The following is a 15,348-nucleotide window of genomic DNA, read 5'->3' on the forward strand; positions in this document are numbered from 1 at the left end:
AGAGAAATTGAGACCCAGGGGGGCGGGCCGTGGGGGGGCGATGGCCCTTGCCCCGCGTGCGGTGGTGCGCGAAAACCGCCGCATTGAGTTTGGAGCAAGGCAGGACGATGTTCGGATTTCTTATCGCTGTGATTGCGGGCGCCGCGACGCCGAAGCTGGAAACACCGCTGGCCCGCCCGCTTGCACGCGCACTGCGCGAACATATCCCCGTCGCGGCAGAAGAGGTGCGGGTGCTGGCGTTCATGATCGCGTTGGTCTGCGCCGCGGTGCTGTGCGCCCTGTTCGACACGGGCACGCCGCTCGGCCTCGCCGTGGGGGGCGCGCTGGGCTATTTCGGGCAACGGCTGTGGCGGGTGATCGCGCGTGAGGTTGAGCGCCGCAAAAGCTAGATCTTGACGCCCGCGCCCTCAAGCTCATTCAGCTTGCGCGCGAAAAGCGGGCGGTTGCCCTTGGCGCTGATCTGCCGGCAGAAGCGCGCGAACATGCGGTCGTGATCGTCGGTCAACTCGAGCCGGTGCAGCAACGTGCGCAGATAGGGCAGGTGGGTCCGCCGCGCGCGCCAGAGGGTGGCGAAGCTCAGCGTGGTCAACGCGCCGCTCATGGCTTGTTCGATCAGGTCTGGCAGCACGTCCATGACAACCAAGGCGCGTGGCGCATTCGGGCCAAGGTAGGGGGTTGTGAAATGCTTCGTATTGTCACCATGGAACAACGAGGCGTGCATCGCATCCTCGATGATGGACGGGTCGTAGATCAGCAAGACCTGCGACGCGGTCTCAACCATCATGGGGGCAAAGCCGAACCGGCTGGTGAACTCAAGCCGGCGGGCCTGTGGAAAACGCCGGTCCCAGCCCGCGCGGCGGGTGTCGAGCGTGGCCTGTGGCTGGATCAGCAGCACGCGCGCCTCGGGGGCGGCGACGGAATAGGCGGCCGCCGCATAGCCCGCAGCCCCCGCGCCGAAGAACAGCACTTGATCGAAGTCGTCGAAAAAGCCGTCGTCGATCAGCCGGTCGAAATAGCCGAACAGGGCCGGAGCGCGGAACCAGTCGACATTGGCATCGGACAAAAGCGTGAGGCTCGACCAGCCGTGACTTTGCACAAAGGACCAGCCCAGCGGCGCCTTGTCATCGTTCGCCCTGCGAACCCGGGCCACGCTTTCAAAAGTCACCAAGAGTGTGCGACCGGCGTCGATGAACAGGGAGGTGTGCCCTGAGCCGATCCGCTCGGCCGAGCCGAACTCTTCCGCGATCTCCTCGGCCCGCGCACGCCATGCGTTGCGGTTCAGCCCATCCAGATCGTAGTGGAATGCCGACGACAGATCTTTCATCCAAGCCTCACCGCTGGTCCATCAGAAGAACGCCTGAAGGCCGGTCTGCGCGCGCCCAAGGATGAGCGCGTGCACGTCGTGGGTGCCTTCGTAGGTGTTCACGGTTTCAAGGTTGACCATGTGCCGCATGACCTGGAACTCCTCGGAGATGCCGTTGCCGCCGTGCATGTCGCGGGCCGCGCGGGCGATGTCGAGCGCCTTGCCGCAGTTGTTGCGCTTGATCAGAGAAATCATCTCGGGCGCGGCGGTGCCCGCTTCCATGCAGCGCCCCACCTGCAGCGCGGCCTGCAGGCCCAGCGAAATCTCGGTCTGCATGTCAGCCAGCTTTTTCTGGAACAGCTGCGTCTGCGCCAGTGGTTTGTTGAACTGCTTGCGGTCCAGCCCGTATTGCCGTGCGGCGTGCCAACAGGCTTCGGCCGCCCCCATCACGCCCCATGCGATGCCATAGCGCGCGCGGTTGAGGCAGCCGAACGGCCCCTTGAGACCCTGCACACCGGGCAGCAGCGCGTCTTCGCCGACCTCGACGCCGTCCATCACGATCTCACCGGTGATGCTGGCGCGCAGCGACAGTTTGCCGCCGATCTTCGGCGCGGACAGGCCCGTCATGCCCTTTTCCAGAACGAAGCCGCGAATTTTACCCTCATGGGCGTCGGATTTCGCCCAGACCACGAAAACATCGGCAATCGGCGCGTTCGAGATCCACATCTTCGAGCCGCTGATCTTGTAGCCCGTGGCGGTCTTCTCGGCCCGCGTTTTCATGCCCGCCGGGTCCGAGCCCGCGTCCGGTTCGGTCAGCCCGAAACAGCCGATCAATTCGCCCGAGGACAGGCCGGGGAGGTATTTTTGCTTCTGTTCGTCAGAGCCGTAGGCGTGGATCGGATACATCACCAGACTGCTTTGCACCGACATCATCGAGCGATAGCCGCTGTCCACGCGCTCGATCTCGCGCGCGACAAGGCCGTAGGTCACATAGCCCGCGCCCAGACCGCCGTATTCCTCAGGGATGGTCAGGCCCAGAAGCCCGGCCTCGCCCATCTCGCGGAAGATTTCGGGGTCGGTCACCTCATCGCGGTAAGCCTCTTGCACGCGGGGCTGCAGCTTGTCCTGGGCGAAGGCGTGGGCCGCATCGCGCAGCATCCGCTCATCCTCGCTCAGCTGGCTTTCAAGGCGCAGGGCGTCGGCCCAGTCAAACGCTGCAAGATCCGGCCCGAAACCGGATGACTTCCCGGCCTTGATTGGCGACGACTCATTCATGGTAACCTCCACATTCCTTGGGCACACCCTAGCCTCTGCCGCGCGCGGTCACAATGGAGGGACCGGCGCAAAGACACTGAAACCCGGATCACGAAACAATGCCCCGGCGGCAGGGCAGTCTGTCGCGGCGCAGCGCGCAGGCTCTTTCTGGCCGGTCACTGGCAAAGGGCGGCCGCAGCGCCTAGGTATCAGGGGTTGTTTTCAGGAAAGTTCCCCCATGCGCCGCCTGCCCAAGACCGATGCCAACCTCAACAACGAAAAGATTCAGGGCTGGCGCGTTGTCAAACGGGTGGTGCCCTATCTTTGGCCCGACAGACCCGCGTGGGTGCGATACCGCGTGGTCGCCGCGTTGACGGTGCTGGTGCTGGCCAAGCTGATCGCCGTGGGCACGCCGGTGCTTTACAAGGGCGCGGTGGATGCGCTGGCGGGTGAGGGGTCGGCCACGATGCTCGCTGTGGGGGCTATCGGGCTGACCGTGGCCTATGGCGCGGCGCGGTTGTTGAACGTGGGCTTTCAGCAGTTGCGTGACGTGATCTTCGCACGGGTCGGGCAGCGCGCGCTGCGGGCGCTGGCGCTGGAAACCTTCACCCATATCCACCGCCTGTCCCTGCGCTACCACATCACCCGCAAGACCGGCGGGCTCAGCCGGATCATCGAGCGCGGGGTCAAAGGGGTCGAGTTCCTGCTGCGGTTCTTGCTGTTTTCCATCGGGCCGCTGGTGCTTGAGCTCTTGATGATCTCGGTCGTGCTCTTCTTCCTGTTCGACGTCTGGTATCTGGCCGTCGTGGTGGCAACCATCGCGCTGTATATCTGGTTCACCTTCGCGGTGACCGAGTGGCGGGTGAAAATCCGCAAGCAGATGAACGATCAGGACACCGACGCGAACCAGAAGGCCATCGACAGCCTGCTCAATTTCGAGACGGTGAAATATTTCGGCGCCGCCGGCCGCGAGGCTGCGCGCTACGACGCGGCCATGGCGGGGTATGAGACGGCGGCGCTCAAGACCTCCTACTCGCTGGGCTTTCTGAATTTTGGTCAGTCGCTGCTGATCACCGGCGGTCTGGTCACCGTCATGGTAATGGCGGCGATGGGGGTGCAGGACGGCACGCTCACCGTGGGGGATTTCGTCATGGTCAACGCCTACATGATCCAGATTACCATGCCGCTCAACTTTCTTGGCACGGTCTATCGCGAAATCCGGCAGGCACTGGTCGACATGGGCGAGATGTTCGATTTGTTAGAGCAACCGGCCGAAGTGCAGGACAAACCGGGCGCGGATGTTCTGAAAGTGCAAGGCGGGTTTGTCGAATTCGACGAAGTTTCCTTCGGCTATGACGCCGCGCGCCCGATCCTCAAAGGGGTCGATCTGGCGGTACCGGCGGGGCAGACGGTGGCGATTGTCGGCTCGTCCGGGTCCGGCAAATCGACCATCGGACGGCTGTTGTTCCGCTTCTATGACGTGAACGGCGGGGCGATCCGCATCGACGGACAGGACGTGCGCGACGTCACACAGGATTCGCTGCATGCCAACATCGGCGTCGTGCCGCAGGACACCGTGCTGTTCAACGACACCATTCGCTACAACATCGCCTATGGCCGTGACGGAGCGGGTTTCGACGAGATCGTCGCCGCCGCCCGCGCCGCAAAAATCCACGACTTCATCGAAAGCCTGCCCGACGGCTACGAGACGACCGTGGGCGAGCGGGGCCTGAAGCTGTCGGGCGGCGAGAAACAGCGCGTGGGCATCGCGCGCACCTTGCTCAAGAACCCGCCGATCCTGATTCTGGACGAAGCGACGAGCGCCCTCGACACCGAGACCGAGCAGGAGATCCAGACCGAGCTCAAGGCCATGGGGCAGGGGCGCACGGTGATCACCATTGCCCACCGGCTCAGCACCATCGCCGACGCCGACCGCATCGTGGTGCTGGAAAACGGACGGATTGTCGAGGAAGGCACGCATGAGGCGCTGCTGGCCGCGCAGGGCCGCTATGCCCAGCTCTGGAACCGCCAGCAGCAGGAAGAAGAGGCCGCGTGAGCGCGACCCGCTACCCCGAAACCCCCGACGGGCGCTATTTCGTGGCCAAGGGGCGGCTTTGGCGCAAAAGTGATCCGGCGCTGGACGAAGGCGCGCGGCAAGCGGCGGTGAACGATCTGATGGCCGCCCGCCGCGCCGTGCGCGATGCAAGGACCGAAGCCGAGACCCGCGCCGCCCGCGCCCGCGTCGATGCCGCCAAGGTCGCTTTGGGCGAACGGGGGCCGGTCTGGTGGATCGATGGCACCCCCGATGAGGGGCGCAACCACCCCAAGAACACCCGCTACGCCGATTGGTGGGCCGCCCTGCCTGCGGCCGAGCGGCAGCGGGGGCTGAACTGATCCCGCCGCCCGACAGGCCCTCATTACGGCACGGCCTGTGCCTGCGCCCCGCGCGCAGCCCTTGTCCCTGCCACGGGCTTGAGGGTAAGAGGGGGCCTGAAACGACATGAGGCCCCAATGAGCAATTCAGAATCCTTCATCGACGAGGTCAGCGAAGAGGTCCGCAAGGATCAATTGTTCGGCTATATGCGTAAATATGGCTGGATCGCTGTGGTTCTGGTGCTTCTGGTGGTCGGCGGCACGGCGCTGACCGAATACCGCAAGGCGCAGGCCGAGAGCGCCGCCCGCGCCGCCGGTGACGAAATCCTTGCCGCGCTCGAGATCGATGACGATGTCGCCCGCGCCGAGGCGCTGCAGGCGATCGACGCCGAAGGCGGCGCAGGCGCGATCACACGGCTTCTCGCGGCTTCGGACCTTGTGGAAACCGAAGCAACAGCGGCGGCTGTCGAGGCGCTGGAAGCCGTGGCGATGGACGAGGCCGCGCCCGAGATCTACCGCGAGCTGGCCGCGCTGAAGGCGGCGATGGTGGCCGACGACGCAACCTCCATCGATGAGCGTCGCGCCATGCTGGCCGGGTTGGCCACGCCGGGGTCCACCTTCCGCTTGATCGCGCAGGAACAGCTTGCCTTGCTCAACGTCGAAGCCGGTGACACAGAAGCCGCAATCGACCAGTTTGTGGCCATTTCGCAGGATGCCGAAGCCACGCGGGGCTTGCGTGACCGGGCTTTCAGTATGATTGTGGCGCTGGGCGGTGACATTGACGCTTTGGTCAGCAATACTGGCCAGACGCCGACCGAGGTTGAGCAATAACTCCGCAACAACCCGTCAAGGGGAGGGGACGAACGTGACAGGCAACAAGAATTTCAAGCGCTCGCACGGGGTGTTCCGCGCTGCAGGTGCGCTGACGGCTTTGGCCCTGATCGCGGCCTGTGCCGAGAAAGACATCATCCTTCCGGGTGAGCGGGTTGGCCTGCGGGGCGGTGCGCCCGACACGGTGGCCGTCAATCAGGTGCGGCCGATCGCCCTGGCCCCGGCGCAGGTCAACGCGGAATGGTCCCACCGCAACGGCGGACCTGCGCACAAGATCACCCATCCGGCGCTGGACGCCGCACTCAGCCCGCTGTTCGCCGCCAACATCGGTCAGGGCGACACCCGCCGGTTGCGGATCACTGCCGATCCGGTCGTCTCGGGCGGGCGCATCTTCACGCTCGATGCCGAAAGCCAAGTCGTGGCCACCGCGGCGAACGGGGAAACCCTCTGGTCGCGCAGCCTGATCCCGCCGCTCGACAACCGTCGCGACGCCTCGGGCGGTGGCGTGGCCGTGGCCGGGTCGGTCGTGGTCGTCACCACCGGGTTTGGCGAGGCTGTGGCGCTCGACGCCGCATCGGGCGGGGAAATCTGGCGGCAGGACCTTGACGCGCCGGGCACCTCCGCGCCAACGATCCGGGGCGATCTGGCCTATGTGGTGGCCCGCGACGGCCGCGCCTGGGCGATTGAAATGGGCTCGGGGCGCGTGCGCTGGACCCTGCCAAGCGCCCAGCCCGAGGCGAATTTTTCTGGCGGGGCAGGCGCAGCCGTGACCGGCGAATATGCTATTTTCCCATTCCCCACCGGCGAAGTGATCGCGGCCTTCCCCGAAGGCGGCTTGCGGCGCTGGTCGACGGTGGTGACCGGCCAACGCCCCGGCGCCGCGGCTTCGAACATCTCGGACATTGCCGGTGATCCGGTGATTGACGGCGACCGCGTTTATGTGGGCAATATCTCCGGGCGCGTCGTCGCCCTGCAGATCGCCAATGGCGAGCGTATCTGGACCGCCACCGAAGGCGCGGTCGGGCCGGTCTGGCCGGCGGGCGACTCGGTCTTCATGGTCAATGACCTTGGTGAGCTGTTGCGTCTGGATGCCGCCAACGGCACCCCCGTCTGGCGCATCCCGCTGCCCAAGTTCGAAGAAAGCAACCCGCGCCGCCAGAAAACGCGCATCGCCCACTACGGGCCGGTGCTGGCCGGTGGGCGGCTTGTCGTCGCCTCGTCTGACGGGATCATCCGGCAATTTGACCCGGCCTCGGGCGCGCTGCTTGGCACGGCGGAACTCCCCGGCGGGGCTGCGTCCAACCCGGTGGTCGCCAACGGCACGCTCTATGTTGTGACCAAGCGGGGGCAATTGCTCGCTTTCCGTTAGGGACAAAAGGGTGTAGGGGCGGTCTCTTGATCTTATAGGTTCGTATCATGTCCTTCACACTCGCCATCGTGGGCCGCCCGAACGTGGGCAAATCCACCCTTTTCAACCGCCTTGTGGGCAAGAAGCTGGCGCTGGTCGACGACCAGCCCGGCGTCACGCGCGACCTGCGCGAAGGGCCCGCGCGTCTGGGCGATCTGCGCTTCACCGTGATCGACACCGCCGGTCTGGAAGAGGCGACCGACCAGTCGCTGCAGGGCCGCATGCGCCGCCTGACCGAACGCGCCGTGGAAATGGCCGATATCTGCCTGTTCATGTATGACGCGCGCACGGGCATCACCTCAACGGATGAGATGTTCGCCGACATCCTGCGCAAGAAAAACGCCAACGTGATCCTTGCGGCCAACAAGGCCGAGGGCAAGGCCGCCGATGCCGGCGTGATCGAAGGCTTCGCGCTGGGGTTGGGGGAGCCGGTCCGCCTGTCTGCGGAACATGGCGAAGGGCTGGCGGACCTCTATGACGTGCTCATGCCGCTGTCGGATGCCTTCGAGGAGCGAGCCGCACAGGACGCGCCTGAGACGGACGTGGACGTGGACGAGGCGGACGAAGATGCGCCGCGCGTGCCCACCAAGGCCAAGCCGCTGCAGATCGCCGTCGTCGGCCGCCCGAACGCGGGCAAATCCACGCTGATCAACAAGATCATCGGCGAAGAACGTCTGCTGACCGGCCCCGAGGCGGGCATCACCCGCGACGCGATTTCGGTGCAGACCGAATGGGGCGACACGCCGGTGCGGATCTTTGACACCGCCGGCATGCGCAAACGCGCCAAGGTGCAGGAAAAGCTGGAAAAACTGTCGGTCTCGGACGGGCTGCGCGCGGTGAAATTCGCCGAAGTCGTGGTCGTTTTGCTCGACGTGGAAATCCCCTTTGAACAGCAGGACCTGCGGATTGCCGATCTGGCCGAACGCGAAGGCCGCGCTGTGGTTCTGGCGGTCAACAAATGGGACGTGGAAGGCGAGAAGCAGGCCAAGCTGAAAGAGCTGAAAGAGCAGTTCACGCGGCTTTTGCCCCAGCTCAAGGGCGCGCCGCTTATCACCGTGTCCGCCAAGACGGGCCGGGGGCTGGATCGCCTGCAAGAGGCGATCCTGAAAGCCCATGAGGTCTGGAACCGCCGCGTGACCACCGCGCAGCTCAACCGCTGGCTTATGGGCATGACCGAGGCGCACCCGCCCCCCGCGCCGGGCGGCCGCCGCATCAAGATGCGCTACATGACGCAGGTAAAGACCCGCCCGCCGGGGTTTGTCGTGATGTGTTCGCATCCGGACATGCTGCCGGCGAGTTATTCGCGGTATCTGGTCAACGGGCTGCGGCTGGACTTCGACATGCCGGGCACGCCGATCCGGCTGCATTTCCGTTCGCAAGCGGACAAGAACCCCTACAAGAACAAGACCAAATCAACGCCCTCGCGTTTGCGCAAACATCTGGGCAAGGGGCGGGCGGACGAATAATCCGCTCAGCGGCGCTGGTCCAAGACCTGCTTTGCGACCAGCGCACCCACCAGCACGATCCCTGCCACGCAGAGCGCGGTGATCCCGTTGACCCCGTTGGTCACGATAATAGCGATCAGCGCCCAGATGATCGTCAGCCCGTAGCCCGGGGCTTGCGGCACATGCCATTGCACGGCCAGTGCCACCACCAGCGTCAGCACGATCCCCGCATAGGCCCAGCCCGTGGCGTCGAACAGCAGCCCGTAGCCCGCCGCGGTGCTGCCCAACGACACGAAGGACGCCGCCGTAAGCCAGCCTGCATAGACTGACACCGGCGCGCGGGTGAGCCATCCGTCATAGTCGGGCGCACGCAGCAGGGCAACGATGGCGGGGGCGAGCATGAAGAAGATCAGCACGCTGGCCGCGATAGCGGACTGGTTCGCGACCCAGAGCCACGGTGTCCCCAAAGCCAGCGAGACGATCAGCGGCGCGCGCATGACGTCCCAACCGGCATCGAACCGGCGGCTCCAGATGCCGAACAACGCCGAGACCAGAAGCCAGGCGTAGATGAGCCCCCAGATGCCAAAGGCGTATCCGGCGGGCTGGATCGGCGGATCGATCTGCGGAATCGGCAGTTGATCCGCCTCGAACCCGCTGAACGGATTGGAAAAATACGGCGACACCACGAAGGTGACCGTGAACAGCAGGGTCAGAATGGCGCGTGTCATGACAGGAAAGCTAGGACGCTCTTGTCAAAGGCAAGTCCGGCGGGGCGGAAAAAGCTGACTTGACTTGCCACGGGACGCCGCCCCACCCTTGGGCCAAGCTGGCGGGGGGGCAAACCCATGAAACGGATCGCCATTTTCATCGACGGCACATGGAACCGGCCGGATGCAGAGCATCCCACCAACGTCGTGCGCCTTGCCCGCTGCGTGCGGCACCGCAACGACGGCGACATGCCGCAGGTCGTGCTGTATTCACCCGGCGTGGGGGCAGGGCGCGGCAACACCCGCGCCTCGCGCGCGCTGGACCGGTTTCTGGGCGGCGCCCTTGGCTGGGGGCTGACGGACATCATTGAAGATGTCTATCGCCAGCTTGTCTTTATTTACGAGCCGGGCGATGAGCTGATGGTCTTCGGCTTTTCGCGCGGGGCCTTCGCCGCGCGGTCGCTGGTGGGGCTGATCCGCTCCAGCGGCATTCCCGCCCGCGACAAGCTGGCCGAGATCCCCGCCGCCATGGCGCGCTACCGCAGCCGCGCGCCGGACACGCACCCCGACCACCCCGACACGCTGGCCTTTCGCGCAAGCTTCGCACCGCGCGTCATCCTCAACGACACGGAACAGCGCTGGCGCGAAAAGCAGGGGCTTGAGACGGGCGGCACCGTGCGTCTGTCCATCGCCTATCTTGGCGTCTGGGACACGGTCAGCGCCCTTGGCCTGCCTGCGTTCCTGCCCTTTGCCGCACGGTTTAACGCGCAATACCGGTTCCACGACGCGAAACTCTCCAGCATCGTGCGCGCCGCCCGCCATGCCATCGCATTGGACGAGCGCCGCCGCCTGTTTCCCAGCCACCCGTGGGACAACATGCCGGTGCTGAACGCCCGGCATGACAGCAACCTGATCCCGAGCCATATGCAACAGTGGTTTCCCGGCAATCACGGGTCGGTGGGCGGTGGGGGCTCGCGCGTGGGGTTGAGTTCGATCGCGCTCAATTGGATCGCGCTGGGGGCGGCCCGCGCCGGGCTGGCGCTGGACTGGTCCGAGGTGGACCGCGTCGCGCCGCGGTTCGACGTGACCGGCATGCTAGAGAACAATTTCGGGCCGGTTGGCCTCTCGGGGGCGGTGCTGAACGCCTTCACGGCGGATCGGGAGGGGCCGGCAGGATTGGACGAAGTGTCAATGGCGGCCATTGACCGCTGTCACCTGCGCCCGGACTACGCCCGCACTCCAAGCCTGCGCCATGTCTATCACGGGCTGCGCCGCATCGACGACGCGCGTCGCGCAACGATCCGCAAGGCGCGCAAATGGGCAGACGGGGGCTATACCCATCTGCCCGGCCAGATCATGCGCCCGCGTGGCTGGCGCGACTAGGCCAGCGTGCCGTCCGCCGTGATCATCGTGCGCCCGCCCATGTAGGCCTGCAACGCCGCCGGAATCTTCACCGATCCGTCGTCCTGCTGGCCGTTCTCCAGCACCGCGATCAGGCAGCGCCCGACCGCAAGCCCCGAGCCGTTGAGCGTGTGGACAAACTGCGGCTTGCCCCCCTCGGCAGGCTTGAAGCGCGCGTTCATGCGGCGGGCCTGAAAATCGCCGGTGGTCGAGACCGAACTGATCTCGCGGTAGGCCTTCTGGCCGGGTAGCCAGGCTTCGATGTCATAGGTGCGGCGCGCGCCGAAGCCCATGTCGCCGGTGCAAAGCACGACGGTTCTGTAAGGGATTTCAAGACGTTCGAGGATGTCTTCCGCGCAGCGCAACATGCGCTTCTGTTCGGCGTCGCTCTCGTCGGGGTGGGTGACGCTGACCATCTCGACCTTTTCGAACTGGTGCTGACGCAACATGCCCGAGGTGTCACGCCCCGCGCTGCCCGCTTCCGAGCGGAAGCACAGCGAATGGGCAGTGTAGCGGCGCGGCAGATAGTCTTCGTCGATGACGTGACCGGCGGCGATATAGGTCAGCGGCACTTCTGACGTGGGGATCAGCCACATGCCTTCTTCGGTGCGATAGCTGTCGTCGCCGAACTTGGGCAGCTTGTCCGTGCCATACATCGCCTCATCGCGCACCAGCACGGGTGGGTTCACTTCGGTCAGACCGTTTTCCAAGGTGTGAATGTCCAGCATGAACTGCGCCAAAGCGCGGTGCAGGCGCGCCACGGGGCCGGACATGAGCACGAAGCGGCTGCCCGACATCTTGGCTGCGGTCTCGAAGTCCATGGCATCCTTTACCGCTGGGATTTCAAAGTGTTCCACGGCGAAGTTCATCTCGCGCGGGGTGCCCCAGCGGTTGATCTCGACGTTGTCATCTTCATCATCGCCGTCGGGCACGTCGTCGGCGGGCAGGTTGGGAATTTCCGCAAGCCGCGCGGTCAGGGCCGCGTCTTCGGCCTTGGCTTCCTCGTTGAGGCGGGCGATCTCGGCCTTCTTCTCGGCCACCAGCTTGCGCAGGCGCTCGAACTCGTCCTCATCGCCGCGCCCCTTGGCAGCGCCCACTTCCTTGGCCGCCTTGTTGGCTTCGGCCTGCGCGCTTTCTGCCGCCTGGATCTTGGCGCGCCGCGCCTCATCCATCGCCAGAAGCTCGGCGGACACCGGCGCATCCCCACGACGAGACAGGGCCGCGTCGAAGCGGTCGGGGTTCTCTCGGATGGCGCGAATGTCGTGCATGGGTCTGGTCCTTTGATGCGTTGATTTCGCCCCATATGGCGCAAAAGCGGGCCTATGGGAATAGGAGGGTTCAGGCCCGGGGGCCACGCGCGGCCAAGGGCGGTGCCTACGACGGGGAAATCGGCGGATTGATCCGCAAGGGCTGGTAACGGGTCCAAATCGGGCCTACATGCGATTGCGAATCCCGCCCTCCGACCGTAGGGTGCGCCAAAATTGCGAAGCCCCGGCTTTGCCAGAACACCAAGGACCCGCCCACGATGGAAGCATTCGGCCAGTTTATCCCGCTGATCCTGATTTTCGCGATCATGTATTTCCTGTTGATCCGCCCGCAGCAGCAAAAGCTCAAGCAGCATCAGGCCATGGTTGAGGCATTGCGCCGAGGCGATCAGGTCGTCACCCAGGGCGGCGTGATCGGCAAGGTGGTCAAGGTCAAGGACGACGGTGAGGTTGAGGTCGAGATTGCCAAGGACGTGAAGGTGCGCATCGTGCGTTCGACCATCGCGCAGGTCCTCAGCAAGACCGAACCTGCGAACGACGCGTGACGTCGCGGGCTGTCCGGCCCGCTGCGGCCTGACAACAAAGTGCGACGGTGGGAAGGGGGCAGCGGCCCCCTTTTGCCGTCTATGAGATGAAAAGATGACGCGGCCCGCCCCGGCGCGCCGATCCGACAAAAGACAGGACGTTCGATGCTGAAGATTGACCTTTGGAAACGTTTGGCGATTTGGCTTGTGGTCCTCGCCGGGATCCTTTTTGCCATTCCCAACGGGTTTTATGGCACGGTTGAGCGGTCGAACGACGCCGAGGCGCTGATCGCCCAGAACCTGACCGCCGCCGAGCTTGAGGCCCGCGGGTTGACCCGCGACGGCTTGCAGGCTGATGCCGCCGCATGGCCGTCGTTCCTGCCGGACAATCTGGTGAACCTTGGCCTTGATTTGCGCGGCGGGGCGCAGCTTCTGGCCGAAGTGCAAGTCGACGAGGTTTACGAGACGCGGATGCGCGCCATGTGGCCCGAGGTGCGCGACGTGCTCGCCGCCGAGCGCGACGTGGTCGGCTTCGTCACCGATGTGAGCGACACCGAGGGCGAGTTGCGGGTGCGCATCTCCGAGCCTGCGGGCATGTCCCGCGCGCTGGAACTGGCGCGTGGTCTCGCGCAGCCCATCGTCAGCGTCACCACCGTGGGGCAGAACGATATTGAGGTGCAGGCGGTCTCGGACACCGATCTTGTCATTCGCCTGACCGAGGCCGAAAAGCTTGCCACCGACGACCGCACCGTGCGGCAGGCGCTTGAGATCGTCCGTAGCCGCATTGACGAAACCGGCACGCGCGAGCCGTCGATCCAGCGTCAGGGCGCGGACCGGATCCTCATTCAGGTGCCCGGCGTGGGCTCCGCGCAAGAGGTCAAGGACATCATCGGCACCACCGCGCAGTTGGGCTTCCATCCGGTTGTCGGCACGACCGGCAATCCCGACGAACGTCCCGGACCGGGCAACATGGTGATCCCCTCGCTGGATCAGCCGGGCCTCTATTACGTGGTTGAGCGGTCGCCGGTCGTCACCGGTGAGGCGCTGGTGGACAGCCAGCCGACCTTCGATCAGAACAACCGCCCCGCCGTGACCTTCCGGTTCAACGCCTCGGGCGCGCGCAAGTTCGGCGACTACACTGCCGAGAACATCGGCTCTCCTTTCGCCATCGTGCTCGACGACGAGGTGGTGAGCGCGCCAACGATCCAGTCGCACATTCCCGGTGGCTCGGGCATCATCACCGGGCAATTCACCGTGCAGGAATCCACGCAACTGGCGGTGCTGCTGCGGGCCGGTGCCCTGCCGGCCGAGTTGAACTTCCTTCAGGAGCAGACCATCGGCCCCGATCTGGGGCAGGACAGCATCAACGCCGGGGCCATCGCCTGTGTCGTGGCCTTCGTGCTGGTGCTGATTTACATGGTGCTGAGCTACGGGCTGTTCGGGGTCTTCGCCAACGTGGCGTTGCTGGTCAACGTCGCGCTGATCTTCGCGCTGCTGTCGCTGATCGGCGGCACCCTGACCTTGCCGGGCATCGCCGGGATCGTCCTGACCATCGGCATGGCGGTGGACGCCAACGTGCTGGTGTTCGAGCGCATCCGCGAGGAAAGCAAGACCGCCAAAGGCCCCGCCCGCGCCATCGAGCTGGGCTATGAAAAGGCGCTGTCGGCGATCATCGACGCCAATATCACCACCTTCATCACCGCCGTAATCCTGTTCGCCCTTGGCGCAGGCCCGGTGCGCGGCTTCGCCATCACGCTCGGCCTTGGCATCGTGACCTCGGTCTTCACGGCGATCTTCCTGACCCGCCTGTTGGTGGTCATCTGGTTCGAGCGCAAACGCCCGCGCGCGCTGTTCACGGGCCGTTATCTGAAGCTGGTCAAGTCCGACACGGCCTTCGACTTCTTCAAACGCGCCAAACTGTGGCTGGGCGCCTCGGCGGTGCTTGTGGTCGTGGCGATCGGGTCCTTCGCGATGCAGGGGCTGAACTACGGCATCGACTTCCAGGGCGGCACCACGCTGCGGACCCAAAGCACGCAGAGCATCGACATCGCGGACTATCGCGCGGCGCTCACGCCTTTGGATCTGGGCGAAGTGGCGATCACCGAAGTCTTCGACCCCACCTTCGGGCCCGATGAAAACGTGGCCACGGTGGCGTTGCAGGCGCAGGACGGGGAAGAGGCTGTCACCAACGAGACCATTCAGGCCGTGCAGGACGCACTGCGCACCGTTGACCCCGAGATGACCTTCCCGGCGGTGGAATCCGTCGGCCCCACGGTCTCGGGTGAGCTGATCCAGGCGGCGGTGATCGCCGTCGTCCTCGCCATCGGGGCGGTGCTGATCTACATCTGGCTGCGCTTTGAATGGCAATTCGCCCTGGGCGCCGTGGCCGCGCTGGTGCATGACGTCTTCCTGACCATCGGCATCTTCTCGGAGTTGCAGATCCGCTTCGATCTGGCGATCATCGCGGCGCTTCTGACCATCGTGGGCTACTCGCTCAACGATACGGTGGTGGTCTTTGACCGCGTGCGCGAGAACCTGCGCAAGTACAAGGCGAAGTCCCTTAAAGAGGTGCTGAACCTGTCGATCAACGAAACCCTCAGCCGGACGTTCATGACCTCGTTCACCACCCTGCTGGCGCTGGTCGCGCTTTACGCTCTGGGCGGCGACGTGATCCGGGGCTTCGTCTTCGCGATGATCTGGGGCGTGGTCGTCGGGACCTATTCGTCAATCTTCGTAGCCTCGACCACCTTGCTGGTGCTCGGCGTGAAGCGCGACTGGTCGAAAGAGGCCAAGAAAGTTGGCGGGCAATTCGCCGACATCGACGCCTGAAGGGGGAC

The 15,348-nt window shown here is 65.1% G+C and carries 13 protein-coding genes; 9 read left to right on the forward strand and 4 right to left on the reverse strand.

From position 1 onward, the window contains the following. The first annotated feature begins 107 nt into the window (after positions 1–107). Positions 108–389, forward strand: coding sequence for a hypothetical protein (locus DC363_RS00440; protein ID WP_108639159.1), 282 nt, complete (start codon positions 108–110; stop codon positions 387–389). Here DC363_RS00440 and DC363_RS00445 read toward each other — a convergent pair. Then, on the reverse strand, positions 386–1,324 hold the full coding sequence (locus DC363_RS00445; protein WP_108639160.1) for a hypothetical protein: 939 nt from the start codon (positions 1,322–1,324) through the stop codon (positions 386–388). The genes DC363_RS00440 and DC363_RS00445 overlap by 4 nt on opposite strands. 21 nt (positions 1,325–1,345) lie before the next feature. Then, entirely contained in the window at positions 1,346–2,578 is a 1,233-nt protein-coding gene (locus DC363_RS00450; protein ID WP_108639161.1) for an acyl-CoA dehydrogenase, read from the reverse strand. 217 nt (positions 2,579–2,795) lie between these two features. Here DC363_RS00450 and DC363_RS00455 point away from each other — a divergent pair, with 217 nt between their 5' ends. The 5 genes from DC363_RS00455 to der all read left to right on the forward strand — a co-directional run bounded on the left by DC363_RS00455 (position 2,796) and on the right by der (position 8,635). Next, entirely contained in the window at positions 2,796–4,613 is a 1,818-nt protein-coding gene (locus DC363_RS00455) for an ABCB family ABC transporter ATP-binding protein/permease (RefSeq protein ID WP_108639162.1), read from the forward strand. Next, complete coding sequence (locus tag DC363_RS00460) at positions 4,610–4,951, forward strand: hypothetical protein (protein ID WP_108639163.1); 342 nt, start codon at positions 4,610–4,612, stop codon at positions 4,949–4,951. The genes DC363_RS00455 and DC363_RS00460 overlap by 4 nt, the downstream gene beginning before the upstream one ends. Positions 4,952–5,068: 117 nt before the next feature. Then, positions 5,069–5,761 (forward strand): hypothetical protein, encoded by a 693-nt coding sequence (locus DC363_RS00465; RefSeq protein ID WP_108639164.1) that lies wholly within the window; start codon positions 5,069–5,071, stop codon positions 5,759–5,761. Positions 5,762–5,795: 34 nt separating this feature from the next. Beyond that, positions 5,796–7,130: a PQQ-like beta-propeller repeat protein gene (locus DC363_RS00470; protein WP_108639165.1), complete on the forward strand. Its 1,335-nt coding sequence runs from the start codon at positions 5,796–5,798 to the stop codon at positions 7,128–7,130. Between the two features lie 47 nt (positions 7,131–7,177). Beyond that, positions 7,178–8,635: a ribosome biogenesis GTPase Der gene (gene der, locus DC363_RS00475; protein ID WP_108639166.1), complete on the forward strand. Its 1,458-nt coding sequence runs from the start codon at positions 7,178–7,180 to the stop codon at positions 8,633–8,635. Between the two features lie 5 nt (positions 8,636–8,640). Here the strand turns inward: der and DC363_RS00480 are convergent, their stop codons facing one another. After that, the gene (locus DC363_RS00480; RefSeq protein WP_108639167.1) at positions 8,641–9,342 is read right to left on the reverse strand and encodes a hypothetical protein; all 702 of its coding nucleotides are present in this window, start codon (positions 9,340–9,342) and stop codon (positions 8,641–8,643) included. Positions 9,343–9,459: 117 nt separating this feature from the next. Between DC363_RS00480 and DC363_RS00485 the strand changes: the two genes are divergently transcribed. Beyond that, positions 9,460–10,704: a phospholipase effector Tle1 domain-containing protein gene (locus DC363_RS00485; RefSeq protein ID WP_108639168.1), complete on the forward strand. Its 1,245-nt coding sequence runs from the start codon at positions 9,460–9,462 to the stop codon at positions 10,702–10,704. Here the strand turns inward: DC363_RS00485 and serS are convergent. Beyond that, positions 10,701–11,990: a serine--tRNA ligase gene (gene serS / locus DC363_RS00490; RefSeq protein WP_108639169.1), complete on the reverse strand. Its 1,290-nt coding sequence runs from the start codon at positions 11,988–11,990 to the stop codon at positions 10,701–10,703. The genes DC363_RS00485 and serS overlap by 4 nt on opposite strands. 257 nt (positions 11,991–12,247) lie before the next feature. Between serS and yajC the strand changes: the two genes are divergently transcribed. Further along, complete coding sequence (gene yajC / locus DC363_RS00495) at positions 12,248–12,532, forward strand: preprotein translocase subunit YajC (protein WP_108639170.1); 285 nt, start codon at positions 12,248–12,250, stop codon at positions 12,530–12,532. 144 nt (positions 12,533–12,676) lie between these two features. After that, entirely contained in the window at positions 12,677–15,340 is a 2,664-nt protein-coding gene (gene secD, locus DC363_RS00500) for a protein translocase subunit SecD (protein ID WP_108639171.1), read from the forward strand. The last annotated feature ends 8 nt before the right edge of the window (positions 15,341–15,348 follow it).

The sequence above is a fragment of the Thalassorhabdomicrobium marinisediminis genome (assembly GCF_003072065.1).
Lineage (GTDB): Bacteria > Pseudomonadota > Alphaproteobacteria > Rhodobacterales > Rhodobacteraceae > Octadecabacter > Octadecabacter marinisediminis.